12 protein-coding genes are annotated in these 12622 nt (G+C 36.6%); 6 read left to right on the top strand and 6 right to left on the bottom strand.

What is annotated here, in order from left to right:
* Positions 1-435 precede the first annotated feature (435 nt).
* Both ACZ9HT_RS16440 and gcvH read right to left on the bottom strand, forming a co-directional pair.
* The gene (locus tag ACZ9HT_RS16440) at positions 436-732 is read right to left on the bottom strand and encodes a VanZ family protein (RefSeq protein WP_476041588.1); all 297 of its coding nucleotides are present in this window, start codon (positions 730-732) and stop codon (positions 436-438) included.
* Positions 733-787: 55 nt separating this feature from the next.
* A complete protein-coding gene (gene gcvH / locus ACZ9HT_RS16435) occupies positions 788-1165 on the bottom strand; it encodes a glycine cleavage system protein GcvH (RefSeq protein ID WP_476041584.1) in 378 nt (125 codons plus the stop codon).
* A gap of 249 nt (positions 1166-1414) precedes the next feature.
* Here gcvH and ACZ9HT_RS16430 point away from each other — a divergent pair, with 249 nt between their 5' ends.
* Positions 1415-2701, top strand: coding sequence for an aldehyde dehydrogenase family protein (locus ACZ9HT_RS16430; RefSeq protein ID WP_476041583.1), 1287 nt, complete (start codon positions 1415-1417; stop codon positions 2699-2701).
* Between the two features lie 57 nt (positions 2702-2758).
* On the opposite strand, the gene ACZ9HT_RS16425 is transcribed toward ACZ9HT_RS16430, so the two are convergent.
* Positions 2759-4504: an ABC transporter ATP-binding protein gene (locus tag ACZ9HT_RS16425; RefSeq protein WP_476041582.1), complete on the bottom strand. Its 1746-nt coding sequence runs from the start codon at positions 4502-4504 to the stop codon at positions 2759-2761.
* Positions 4505-4593: 89 nt separating this feature from the next.
* Complete coding sequence (gene truA, locus ACZ9HT_RS16420) at positions 4594-5325, bottom strand: tRNA pseudouridine(38-40) synthase TruA (protein WP_476041581.1); 732 nt, start codon at positions 5323-5325, stop codon at positions 4594-4596.
* 404 nt (positions 5326-5729) lie between these two features.
* Here truA and ACZ9HT_RS16415 point away from each other — a divergent pair, with 404 nt between their 5' ends.
* Together ACZ9HT_RS16415 and ACZ9HT_RS16410 are read left to right on the top strand one after the other, a co-directional pair.
* On the top strand, positions 5730-6221 hold the full coding sequence (locus ACZ9HT_RS16415; protein ID WP_476041580.1) for a metallophosphoesterase family protein: 492 nt from the start codon (positions 5730-5732) through the stop codon (positions 6219-6221).
* 274 nt (positions 6222-6495) lie between these two features.
* Positions 6496-6969: a hypothetical protein gene (locus ACZ9HT_RS16410; RefSeq protein WP_476041579.1), complete on the top strand. Its 474-nt coding sequence runs from the start codon at positions 6496-6498 to the stop codon at positions 6967-6969.
* 11 nt (positions 6970-6980) lie between these two features.
* Here the strand turns inward: ACZ9HT_RS16410 and ACZ9HT_RS16405 are convergent, their stop codons facing one another.
* Positions 6981-7865, bottom strand: coding sequence for a Ppx/GppA phosphatase family protein (locus tag ACZ9HT_RS16405; protein WP_476041578.1), 885 nt, complete (start codon positions 7863-7865; stop codon positions 6981-6983).
* A 20-nt stretch (positions 7866-7885) separates the two neighbouring features.
* Positions 7886-8365, bottom strand: a complete 480-nt coding sequence (locus ACZ9HT_RS16400) for a cytidine deaminase (RefSeq protein WP_476041577.1) — start codon at positions 8363-8365, stop codon at positions 7886-7888.
* A gap of 360 nt (positions 8366-8725) precedes the next feature.
* Here ACZ9HT_RS16400 and ACZ9HT_RS16395 point away from each other — a divergent pair, with 360 nt between their 5' ends.
* The 3 genes from ACZ9HT_RS16395 (at position 8726) to ACZ9HT_RS16385 (ending at position 12579) form a co-directional block, all read left to right on the top strand.
* A complete protein-coding gene (locus ACZ9HT_RS16395) occupies positions 8726-9283 on the top strand; it encodes a YciE/YciF ferroxidase family protein (RefSeq protein ID WP_476041576.1) in 558 nt (185 codons plus the stop codon).
* 561 nt (positions 9284-9844) lie between these two features.
* On the top strand, positions 9845-10411 hold the full coding sequence (locus tag ACZ9HT_RS16390) for a YciE/YciF ferroxidase family protein (protein WP_476041575.1): 567 nt from the start codon (positions 9845-9847) through the stop codon (positions 10409-10411).
* Positions 10412-10440: 29 nt separating this feature from the next.
* Positions 10441-12579 (top strand): catalase, encoded by a 2139-nt coding sequence (locus ACZ9HT_RS16385; protein WP_476041574.1) that lies wholly within the window; start codon positions 10441-10443, stop codon positions 12577-12579.
* The last annotated feature ends 43 nt before the right edge of the window (positions 12580-12622 follow it).

Raw genomic sequence — 12622 nt, 5'->3', positions numbered from 1 at the left:
CCTATTATCCTACTATGCTACTTCTATTTTGAAGTGGTGCAAATGTAATACGACTCAAACTATCTCGCAAATCTTTTTTGCGATTTTTTAAACAAGTGTATAAGTTTTTAACTAACTTATTAATTATCTGTAATTTACAACAACCTTAAAGTTATCCACTTTATCTTAATCAATCCCAATTGTTCTACTGATCGTAGCTAAACTTCACAAATAAGAACGACTTAGTAGTATATTGTTAGTCTAATCCTCAAGAATCAGACGGAACTCAAACATAAATTTATTCCCGAAAACAGCTGATTCAGTTACCTATTGAGTAAAGAAGGAAAGCGAATACCGCAGAAAGCAAATTCAACTTGATCGTATTTTTGCTCTAACACTAAAAAGACAAGCTCAATTCAAAGCAAAAAATCCCACTCTTGCGAATGGGATCAGGTATTAGAAAGTAATATCTTTAATTTTCTGATATATAAAGTAACCAATTAAAACTCCAACCGTATCTGCGACCAGATCCAACCCTTCTAAAGATCGACCCCAATGCATCTCATCCTGCAGAATTTCAGTAAGTAAACCATAAATGATCATGATCTGAATAAAGTAAATAAATTTAATACGCGGGATCGCTGCCATAAAGCAAAACCCCAACATTGCGAAAATGCTTAGATGTAATAACTTATCTATCCCACTAAACATAAAGGGAAACTCCATGTTTTCTAAGCCGGGACGCAGAAGCATATATGTAAGAAATGCCCAATAAATGGGCAAAATCTTTCTGAATATTTTCGAAATTTTATCCAAGAGACTCCTGGTATTGTTCAGCTGAAAGCAGTTCTGAAATATCAGCCGCATCGCCGATATCTAATTTAATGATCCAGCCTTTACCATAAGGATCGGTGTTTAAAAGTTCTGGCTGATCTTCCAATTCGGCATTAAACTCGGTTACTGTACCTGATAAAGGTAAAAAAAGATCAGAAACCGTTTTCACTGCTTCTACACTTCCGAAAACATCCCCTGAAGAAAGTTCATCGTCAACAGAATCAACATCTACAAAAACAATATCGCCCAATTCTCCCTGTGCGAAATCTGTAATACCGATTGTGGCGATGTTTCCATCAATCATAACCCATTCGTGGTCTTTGGTATACTTTAATTCTGACGGTGTATTCATTTTCTTAAATTTTATTTTTTCAAAATTAATTAAAATTCTCAGACCGTCCAAGTTTAAACTCATTATTTGATTTTTTAAAATAGTTGCTTCAATCAAAAATGCGCGTCTGTTTAAAAACGTAATTCATTATCATTATAATATAGGATGTCAATTAAAACTTTTTCCTTCTTTTAGTATCTTTGTTGGACTGAAACGTTCGTGACAAAGAAGTTTATATGACCTCTTTATATATGAACAAAAAATTTGAATATGAATTTGGAAAATAAATTAGCAAAAAGTCAGAAAGCATTCGAAAAATGGCGGACTTTTCCTTTAGCAGAAAAACAACAATTATTAAAAAAGCTGGCAGATCTTTTAGAGAAAGATGCGGAAAAGTTTGGGGAGAATATCACGCGCGAAATGAAGAAACCTATTTCGCAATCCATCGCCGAAATTAATAAGTGCGCGTTAATGTGCCGTTATTATGCGGAGGCGGAAAATGTCTTCAAACCAGAAAAAATTAAAACAGAATTCCGGGTATCAGAAATCCATTATGTTCCCAAAGGAGCAATTTTGGGGGTAATGCCGTGGAATTTCCCCTTCTGGCAAGCATTGAGATTTGCCGTTCCCGCGATATTGGCAGGGAATACCGTTGTTTTGAAACATGCCTCAATTTGTTTTGAAAGTGGAAACATCATTGAGAAATTATTTTTAAAAGCTGGTTTTCCAAAAGGAGTTTTTCAAAATCTAGAGATCGGCCATGCGGAAGTGAAAACGGTTTTAGAAAATCCTGTTATTAAAGGAGTAAGTTTAACCGGAAGTGAAAAAGCGGGTGCAGAAGTCGCCTCTACCGCCGGAAAAAACATAAAAAAATCTTTACTGGAATTAGGTGGAAGTGATGCTTTTATCGTTTTAGATGATTCTAACTTAAGTAAAGCCGCAGCCAGCGGCGCAAAAGCAAGACTTCAAAATTGTGGACAAGCCTGCAACGCGGGAAAAAGATTCATCATTCAGAAAAATATTGAAAAGGAATTTATACCCCTATTCGTTAAAGAATATCAAAAGTATATTCCGGGAGATCCGATGAAAAAAGAAACACTGATCGGCGGAATGGCTCGTCCGGATCTGGCTGATGAACTGGAGAACCAATATAAAAAAGCGATCAAATACGGCGCAGAAATTATTCTGCCCTTAGAACGAATTTCAAAAAATGAGTTTATTCCGGGGCTCATCAAAGTAAAAGCTGGTAATCCAATTTTACAGGAGGAACTTTTTGGTCCGCTTGGAATGGTGATGATCGCGAAAAATGACGCAGAAGCGTTGAAACTGGCGAACGATATTCCTTTTGGTTTATCGAATTCAGTTTGGACGAAAGACAAAAAAAGACAGCAGTTTTTTATCGATCAACTGGAATCCGGAACGGTAAGTTTAAACAAAGAATCGAGTTCGGATCCAAGATTGCCATTTGGTGGCGCAAAATCTTCTGGCTATGGAACAGAATTATCGCTTCACGCTTTGAAAGAATTCGTAAATGTCAAAACGATCGTCGGGAATTAACCTTGATATTTAAAATTAAAAAGCCTTCAAAATTCTTAAATTTGAAGGCTTTTTTGTCTATTCACTTTCCTGAACTTCGTGCTTTAATTGTGCTTTATAAAGTCTGGAATAATAACCATTCCGATCCAGAAGTTCGAGATGCCTGCCTTCCTCCACAATTTTGCCATGCTCCATCACAATGATCTTATCTGCTTTTTCGATGGTCGAAAGTCGGTGAGCGATTATAATAGAAGTTCGGTTCCTAGTAATTTTTTCTGTAGCTCTTTGAATTAATTTTTCACTGTCATGATCGATGGACGACGTTGCTTCATCTAAAATCAGAATTTTTGGATCTGAGAGGTACGCTCTCAAAAAAGATAATAATTGCCTTTGTCCTAACGAAATGGAAGAACCTCTTTCGCGAACCACATATTCGTAGCCGCCCGGAAGACTTTCGATAAACTCATCAACCTCAATATCTTTCGCAACACTTTTAATCTTTTCTAAAGTCACCGTTTCATCGCCGAAAGAAAGATTTTCAAAAATACTGCCGTGGAAAAGAAATACATCCTGAAGTACCACGCCGATATGACTTCTAAGATTATAGAGTTCATATTCTTTTAATTCAACATCATCCAACAAAATTTTTCCGGAATTAATATCATACAATCTTGTGATCAAACTAATGATCGTGGATTTCCCAGCACCGGTCGCGCCTACAATTGCAACGGTTTCGCCCGGATTTACTTTGAAGCTGATTCCCTTTAAAACTTCCTGTTTATCGTCGTAAGCAAAATGAACATTCTTAAATTCGATTTTCCCATCGAAATGGTCCTTGATAATTTTACCTTGATTCGGCAAGGCAAAATCTTCATCCATCACCCCCAAAACTCGTTCTGCACCAACAATTCCTCTCTGGATGTTATTAAACCGATCCGCAATTTGTCTCAAAGGTCTAATCAACATCGATATATATTGAATAAAGGCGATCACCGCACCCGCTTTAATGGTAATAAATCCACCATAAAATAAAATAAATCCAATAAATAAAGAAGAAATTAATTCAACAACAGGAAAAAAGAGAGAGAAAATGAAAACCGTGCGAAGAAGCGCTGATTTTAATGTAATATTAATGTCATCGAATTTCTGAAATTCCGCTTTCTGCCGGTTAAAGACCTGGATCAAAGACATCCCGGAAAGTCGTTCCTGTACAAATGAATTTTGATTAGAGGTCCAGACCCGTTCATCGGTAAAAGCTTTTTTTAATCTTTTCTGAAAAAATCTGGTGATAAACACCATTAAAGGAAGAATCGCAAGCGAGATATAACTCAAATGCACATCAACCTGAAACATGGCAACCAGAACAAACGCGATTCGCAAAATATCCCCGAAAACCATCAGGAAACCATCCGTATAAACCGTTGCAATCGTTTCTACATCGCCAACAGCTCTTGTTACCAATTGCCCGATCGCTGTTTTATCGAAAAATGAAGTTCTAAAATAAATCAGTTTGTGGTACAGCCGTTCGCGAATATCCCGAATTACATTTTGCGAAATATAATTGGAAAAATAAACGAGGAAAAAATTCAGAAATGTTTCCCCAAAAACCAGGGCGACCAGGATGTAAATATGCTTCATCATCAACTCCTTGTCGCGAAGCTGAATAATATCGGTATCCACAATAAGCATCGTGAGGTACGGTCGATAGGTAGAAACCAAGGCCAGGAAAATAGAAATGATCAGGGTAACAATGAACCACGACCGAAATTTCATCCCGATGAAAAACAGGCGTTTAATAATATCCCAAGTCGATTGTTGCTTCATATTTATGTAAAATTCTCTGCAAAAATAAGGAATTTTGTAAGGATGAAGTAGGCCGAAAGATTGAGTTTTATAATTACTTTAATCGATGATCAAAAATCGTAACCTACATCAACCAAAAACAAACCCTGTGCGGGTGCGGAAGTACCGGCAGAATTTCGGTTTTTATCTTCTATGATTTTCCGTAAGGCGGAAGGTTCAATTTTTCCGTTCCCGATCTCAACCAGTGTTCCCACAATTGCGCGAACCATGTTTCTAAGGAAGCGGTCTGCAGAAATCGTAAACTTTAATTCGGAGCCATTCTGTTCCCAAAACGCTTTGTAAATTTTGCAGTTATTGGTTTTATTTCCAGTATGCAACTTAGAAAAACTCGTGAAATCTTCGTAATCAAAAAGGATCTTGCACGCTTCATTCATCAAGTCAATATTCAGTTCCCGTTTCCAGATTTGCCAGGAAGAATCTTGCGTGAAGGGATTTTTATCAAGAGAAATATAATATTCATAAGTTCGGAAAGTAGCATCAAAACGAGCGTGAAAATCAGCTGTAACTTCAAAAATTCTGGCGATAGAAATATCGGAAGGTAAAAAACTGTTCAGTTGATACTGTAGATTTTCCGGCAACATTTTTTCTGTATCGAAATGGGCAAAAATTTTCTTCGCGTGAACACCGGTGTCGGTTCTCCCCGCTCCTGTCGTTTTAATTTTTTCCTGCAGGATCGTAGACAGCGCCTTCTCTAAAACTTCCTGCACAGAAATCTCGTTGGGCTGGATCTGATACCCAAAATAATTTTTACCGGAATAAGAAAACTCAATAAAATACCTCATCGGCTGCAAATTTACTGATTTTTTAAAAGCCAGAAAAGTTGGTTCTCTTTCAAAAGTATTACCCGCTTTCACTACTCGCTTCCCAATCAAATGCATTGGGAGAGCTCAAACATGCCGTTCAATCGGGACTAAAATAAAAACCATTTCTTCTTCCAGAATTTTTCAGAACACTTTCAAAGAAAAATCTGCTAAATCTGCAACATCTGCGAAAAACATTTTCAACATTAAATAAAGAAATAAAAATTCCCCATGAAAATTAAGAATCCAAATGACTAAAGTGAAATTTATAGAGAAAATAATAGCTTAAACGTATGTGACTTCAGTGTCAAAAAAATTACCATCAAAGTAAGTCGAATATAACGCTGCAACTTTGTAGTTTTAAAAAAAAGTAAGAAATTTATCAAATGAAAATACTCCTACTCTCCGATTCCCACTCTTATATCGACGACCGTATTCTAGATTACGCCGGGAAAGCAGACGAAATCTGGCATTGCGGCGATTTCGGAAACATGGAAGTTGTAGAGAAACTGGAAAAAATAAAACCATTGCGTGGTGTTTACGGAAATATCGATGGTACTGAGATCCGTAAAATATTTCCCGAAGTTTTACGGTTTAAATGTGAAGAAGTAGAAGTTCTGATGATCCACATCGGCGGATATCCCGGAAAATATACGCCTTTGGCTAAAAAAGAAATCGAAGAAATAACACCGAAACTCTTCATTTCCGGACATTCCCACATTTTGAAAGCTATGTATGATCAAAAAAACAAACTTCTTCATCTAAATCCGGGTGCAATAGGAAAAGTTGGGTGGCACCAAAAGCGAACCATGATGCGTTTTGAAATTAATGGAGACCAGATTGAAAATTTAGAAGTGATTGAATTAGGCAAGAAATAGGATGTTGTCTGCTATTATTTTATTGAACACAGGTAAGGTGCTTCGACAAGCTCAGCATGACAATCACTATTTATCAATGTTAAGTTGAGCCTGCCGAGAATTTCTACTTATACTAGAAGAATTTAATGATACTTCGACAAGCTCAGCATGACCGTTAATACTGTAGTTGCAATCTCTTGAAGTTGTCAAGTTGAGCCTGTCGAAACTTTCTACTTTAAGCAAGTGTTTAATAAATCCTAACAATATCATTTAAATGTAATCTCAAAAATAAGTCATGAAAAAATACCGCGATACTCCAATTTTTAAAAAGTCCGATGAAATACTCCACACCTTATTAACCATCACCGATCTCATTCCAGAGGATAATAAAAACTTAGAGTTCACCAAACAACATATTCTTGAAAATATTTATACCATTCAGGCCAAACTTGCTGGTGCTGAAGCCGTAAAACTGTGGGACGTAAAAATGGAAAATGCAGCGATCATCAGAAAAAGCTCCCGCGAATTAGTGGTGTTGTACCACAATTTAAAAATGTTTGGTTTCGAGGAAGTGGAATATTATAAAATTGTAAGCAGACAACTCGAGGAATTTCGTCTTCTTTTTAGAGATTGGGTCGCTGATTTTAATCCGAAACATTTCATTGTCGATGATTGGGGACTTTTTAATCCACCCAATATTCCGCAGGATTACGTGCAGCGCGATGACGAATTAAATTTTTTAGAGGAAGATGGAGATGATGAATTCTAGTTGGATCTGATCTATTTTTTTTGCAAACCTTCGTAAATGCTGTGGATCAATCCATCAGCCACTGAAATTTTTGGAACAAAGATCTGCTGAATATCACTCCACGTCATGATATTATTGAAAATTTCTAAGGCCGGAACCAATACATCAGCACGGTCTTCTCGAAGATTGAATTTGCTCATTCGCTCGGCAACCGTTAATCCATTCATATCCTTATAATATTTTTTCAAAAAAGCACTCGACATTGGTTTGCCGTCTTTTGTTTTGCTCATCGAAAATATTTTATTGATGTTTCCGCCTGAACCAATTGCCACAACCGGTTTTTTACTGTTGATGTTTTTACGGATCTCCTCCTTCATTTCCTTCCACAGATCGTCTTTCACCAATCCATTCAACAAACGGATTGTTCCAATATTGATTGATTTCTGGTATTTTTTGTGGCCATCTTCATAAAAAGTTAATTCTGTAGAGCCACCTCCAACATCAATGTAAAGATAATCCTGACTTTTATCAAGTCCTTCTGCAATATGATTTTCAAAAACCAGCGATGCTTCCTGATCGCCCGTTATAATTTCGATATCGATCCCGGAATTTATCTTAACCTGTTTAATAATATCCTGACCATTTTTTGCATCGCGCATCGCGCTCGTAGCACAGGCTCGGTAATGCTCCACTTTATATATCTTCATCAAATTGCTGAAAACGATCATAGAATCCAGAACCATTTGAACCCTCTCGGCACCAATTTCTCCTTTCGTAAAAACATCCATCCCTAAACGAAGCGGAATACGAAGTAAATTAAGTTTGGTGAACTGCGGTTTTCCTTTTTTAGGTTCCGATACTTCATTGATCAGCAAGCGTGCTGCATTACTACCAATATCTATGGCTGCAATTCTCATTATTTCAGAATTAATTTGATTTAAAGATACGAAGCATCAAAAGAAAAAGGAACCAGATCGCGGATCGATTTTGTTTTATAAATCGCGCCACCAATAGATGCGAAATAAATTTCTATCGGATCTACCTGTTTGGCTTCATATTCTAGGATTGACTGTCGGCAAGCTCCACAGGGTGGAATTGGAACCGAGCTTAAAGCTTCTCTTGGTGCGCCAATAACGAACAGTTTCTTAATTTTTACATCCGGAAAATTAGCACCGATCCAGAAAATCGTTGTTCTTTCTGCACATAAACCTGAAGGATAAGCTGCATTTTCCTGATTACTCCCGGAAATTATTTCGCCATTCTCCAGTAAAATTGCACACCCAACAGTAAAGTTAGAATAAGGAGCATACGCAATATCACGAAATTTTTGGGCGGTATCGAATAGTTTTTTTTCAGTATCATCAAGATCGTTATAACTCTCGATGGATTCAAAACTAGTGGTAAATTGTTTTTGCATGTATTAAAAATGGGGAGTAAAGATATAGCTTTTTTTGAAACAAGAGCATAGCAGGAGGAAAAGAAGGGTCTGATATTGGTTTAACTTTATTTTGTAACGACCAAGGATCTGATTGAAATACAAACTCCGTTTGATCTTTTTTTAGGTGCTTATAATTAATTATCGTTTTCCCCTTTTATTTTAAAAAGATAAAGCTCCTAAAACAAGAACGAGAAGTGATTTTTCGATTTCACTTGCTGAATCAATAGCAGAATAGGTGTTATCACGGTGCAAATAAGGCATCATGAATGAAACTTTAGCCTTAATTTTACTAAACCAATTTCCAGGTCTTTACCGTTAGAAACCAATTAAAGAAGACTTATGAAAAATTCAGATAAACCAAATCCATCCACCGATGAAGAAGACCTGCAACGATCAAGGTCTGACTTAGAATCTTTTTTTATTGATTCTTTACAAGAAATGTATTACGCAGAAAATACGATCACAAAGGAATTCGGGAATATTAAAGATCATATTATAACTCCTAAATTAAAGGAGATTCTCGAAATTCACTATTCCATTCACTTAAAGCATAAAGAGCGGTTAGAAAAAATTTTTAAATTGAGAAATGAAACGATAAAGACAAAAAATTGCAGAATGGTAGATGTTTTAGTTGCCGAAGCGAAAAGTCATTTTTCTATTTTTTCAGATGATATTGCAAACTGGGAAATAGCCCTTATTCTGGTGTCGCAAAAGTTTTCTTACAATAAAATAGCCTCTTACGGTGGATTAGCTCATGTCGCTATTAATTTAAATTACCACCAGGCTGCCACCCTTTTAGCCGTTAGCGCTCAGGCGGAAGACGAGTTCGTATCAAACAAAATCAATGGATTATTTGATGCTTTTTTGGCGTCTCATGTCGAAGGTTATAAAAGTTAAATTTTTTCTTTCTGAAAAATTCTAAATCGTTGTTTAAAGAAATTGCTGGATTTTCTCCGTTCTCCTTATGGCTTATGACTAAAATAAACTAGTTTTCAACCGTCGCTTTTGCTACCTTTCCCATACTTTGCGAATCATTCTTTTTTGGATTGAACGTTTTCTGTAAGTCAAAACAGAAATAATTCCATCTTTCCGGAATTCGGCAGCGCAAAACTTAAATCGAAACAAATTTTCTCTATACTTTTTTTCGTTCTTAAATTTAGATTTCAATTTAATCCTCCTTAGCAATTGCTAAATTTTTACTTGCCATTCCTCCTTATTTAACTTTTTAACGAGTACAAAAAAGATTAAAATCTTTCGACAATCTTTGATAATTTGGTTTAAAAGTTGATTCCAATTTTCACTTAAAACCCTTATTAGTAAATGAATACATTGTTTTTAAATTATTAATTTAAAAAAAACAGTGCCTAAAAATTATCAATTAACTCTTAAATTTTCTTTAAGCTTTGAGTTAAAAGTCAACTCGAATCACTAAAATTATTAAATATAAAACCTATTAAAATGGATGCTAAAAAATCAAAACCTTCAAAAAAAGAAGGAAAAGCAATTGCAACAACTTTGAAAGAATTTTTCATCGATGGTCTGAAGGATATTTACTGGGCAGAAAATGCTTTGGTAAAAACTTTACCTAAAATGTTCGATCAGGCGACAGATCAGAAACTAAAAACCGCCATTAAAGATCATTTGGCTCAAACCAAAGAACAAGTCGTAAGACTGGAGAAAGTTTTCGAATCGATGGGCTTGAAAGCGGAAGGAAAAAAATGTCTTGCCATGGACGGAATCATTAAAGAAGGCGAGGAAATTATGGAGGAAACCGCAGAAGGTCCAGTTCGTGATGCCGGAATTATTGCAAGTGCGCAGAAAGTAGAACATTATGAGATTGCGACTTATGGAACTTTAGCCGCTTTTGCAAAAACTTTAAATGAAAGAACCGCGCTCGATCTATTATTAAAAACGCTGGGCGAAGAAAAAAAATCCGACTGTCTACTCAGTACAATCGCAGACACGAATTTAAATTCTCAGGCGGTTGATGGAAAACTTCAGTCTAAAGATTTAAATGCCGTTTAAAATAAATCACCAACATTAGAAATACTACTATGAAAATAAACGAAAGCGAACCGTTTGAAAATGGCGCGAATCCAAAACAGGAACAATTAGGGAAATTCACCACCGATAATCAAGGCGAATTTTTAACGACCGATCAAGGTTTAAAAATAAATGACGATCAAAACTCTTTAAAAACAGGCGAAAGAGGCGCAACTTTATTGGAAGATTTTATTCTTCGGGAAAAAATTACGCATTTTGACCACGAAAGAATCCCGGAAAGAATTGTTCACGCCAGAGGTTCCGGCGCGCATGGAGTTTTTGAATTGTATAAACCTATGGGAAAATATACGAAAGCAAAATTCCTCAATAATACTTCCATAAAAACTCCGGTCTTTGCTAGATTTTCAACCGTTGCTGGTTTCCGAGGTTCAACGGATGTTCCAAGAGATGTTCGTGGTTTTGCCGTGAAATTTTATACTGAAGAAGGAAATTACGATTTGGTGGGAAATAATATGCCTGTGTTTTTTATTCAGGACGCCACAAAATTCCCCGATTTAGTTCACGCTGTAAAACCGGAACCGCATAATGAAATTCCACAGGCAGCCTCTGCACACGATACTTTTTGGGATTTTATTTCTTTGATGCCCGAAGCAATGCACAATGTAATGTGGCTCATGAGCGACCGCGCAATTCCGAGAAGTTTAAGAATGATGGAAGGTTTTGGAATCCACACTTTCCGTTTTATTAATGACGAAGGCAAATCTCATTTTGTAAAATTCCACTGGAAACCAAAACAGGGAGTTTTAGGTTTGGCTTGGGACGAAGCGCAGAGAATTGCCGGAAAAGATACCGATTTCCATAGAAGAGATTTGTGGGAAGCCATTGATGAAGGACATTTTCCGGAATGGGAATTAGGAGTTCAGATCGTTCCGCAAGAAGATGAACATAAATATCCGTTCGATTTGTTGGATCCGACGAAACTAATTCCGGAAGAAATGGTTCCTGTAGAAATCATCGGCAAGATGACTTTGAATAGAAATCCAGACAATTTCTTTGCAGAAACGGAACAGGTTGCTTTTCATCCCGGACATTTAGTTCCAGGAATTGATTTTTCGAACGATCCTTTATTGCAGGGAAGATTATTTTCTTACACCGATACCCAAATCTCAAGATTAGGTGGACCGAATTTTCATGAAATTCCGATCAATAAATCAATTCCGGAAGTGACGAATAATCAACGCGACGGAATGCACAGAATGCAAATTAATAAAGGTAGAGTCGCCTATAACCCAAATTCTATGGGTGGAGGTTGTCCGTTCCAGGCAAAAATTGCGGAAGGTGGTTTTGCCTCTTTTGAAGAACGCATTGATTCGAAAAAAATCAGAATGAGAAGCAAAAGTTTCTTCGATCATTTCAGTCAGCCGGATTTATTCTATCAAAGTATGACCGAGGATGAAAAAAGACACATCCAAAATGCCTTTTCTTTTGAATTAGGAAAAGTTAAAATTGTTCCGATCCGCCAAAGAATGGTGAATATGCTTTTGGAAATTAATGAAGGATTGGCAAAAATCGTGGCCGATAATTTAGGATTGATTCCGAAAAAATTACCACAACCAATCACGGGAAGTATTCCTGCAGATGGAGATCTGGAACATTATCATTCCTTAAAAGAGAAACTTCCAATCAAAGATGCACCGTCTTTGAGCATGTCTAATAAATTACCCACAGATATTAAAGCACGAAGAATTGCTTTGATCACCGCAGATGGCGTCAATGATGAAGCCTTCACCAAAATTAAAAAAGGACTGTGTGACCTGGATGCGATGGTTGCAGTAATTGCACCGAAACATGGTTTTGTCACAACGAAATCCGGCGACCAATATCCGATCGATGAAAGTTTGTTAACGGCTGCTTCTGTTGTTTTTGATGCAGTTTATGTCGCAGGTGGTGATGATCTGAAAACGCTTCTATCAAATCCCGATGCGCTTCATTTTGTTGCGGAAGCCTTTAAACATTGCAAACCGATTGCTTGTGATTCAGATGCTAAACAATTCTTACAAAAAGCAATTCCAGAAATTAAACTACCAGCAAAAGGAGTTTCTACCAATGGAAGTTTGGAAGATTTTGTAAAAAATATTCAACAGCACAGATTCTGGGAACGCGAAAAAAATCCAGTTGTACCTGCTTAATATTTTGACTTAAATAGAACAGGCTCCGTCATTGGAGCCTTTC

The organism is Chryseobacterium sp. UYP7 (genome assembly GCF_056279225.1).
The sequence above is the reverse complement of the archived record's forward strand: the minus strand, read 5'-3'. Positions and strand labels throughout refer to the sequence as shown.

What these genes read in the sequence shown, in the direction of transcription:
- ACZ9HT_RS16410 (WP_476041579.1), top strand. Translation starts at nt 6,496, where the DNA reads ATGAAAAAATACCGCGATACTCCAATTTTTAAAAAGTCCGATGAAATA.
- ACZ9HT_RS16395 (WP_476041576.1), top strand. Translation starts at nt 8,726, where the DNA reads ATGAAAAATTCAGATAAACCAAATCCATCCACCGATGAAGAAGACCTG.
- ACZ9HT_RS16430 (WP_476041583.1), top strand. Translation starts at nt 1,415, where the DNA reads ATGAATTTGGAAAATAAATTAGCAAAAAGTCAGAAAGCATTCGAAAAA.
- truA (WP_476041581.1), bottom strand. Translation starts at nt 5,325, where the DNA reads ATGAGGTATTTTATTGAGTTTTCTTATTCCGGTAAAAATTATTTTGGG.
- ACZ9HT_RS16440 (WP_476041588.1), bottom strand. Translation starts at nt 732, where the DNA reads ATGCTTCTGCGTCCCGGCTTAGAAAACATGGAGTTTCCCTTTATGTTT.
- ACZ9HT_RS16425 (WP_476041582.1), bottom strand. Translation starts at nt 4,504, where the DNA reads ATGAAGCAACAATCGACTTGGGATATTATTAAACGCCTGTTTTTCATC.
- ACZ9HT_RS16400 (WP_476041577.1), bottom strand. Translation starts at nt 8,365, where the DNA reads ATGCAAAAACAATTTACCACTAGTTTTGAATCCATCGAGAGTTATAAC.
- gcvH (WP_476041584.1), bottom strand. Translation starts at nt 1,165, where the DNA reads ATGAATACACCGTCAGAATTAAAGTATACCAAAGACCACGAATGGGTT.
- ACZ9HT_RS16415 (WP_476041580.1), top strand. Translation starts at nt 5,730, where the DNA reads ATGAAAATACTCCTACTCTCCGATTCCCACTCTTATATCGACGACCGT.
- ACZ9HT_RS16390 (WP_476041575.1), top strand. Translation starts at nt 9,845, where the DNA reads ATGGATGCTAAAAAATCAAAACCTTCAAAAAAAGAAGGAAAAGCAATT.
- ACZ9HT_RS16405 (WP_476041578.1), bottom strand. Translation starts at nt 7,865, where the DNA reads ATGAGAATTGCAGCCATAGATATTGGTAGTAATGCAGCACGCTTGCTG.
- ACZ9HT_RS16385 (WP_476041574.1), top strand. Translation starts at nt 10,441, where the DNA reads ATGAAAATAAACGAAAGCGAACCGTTTGAAAATGGCGCGAATCCAAAA.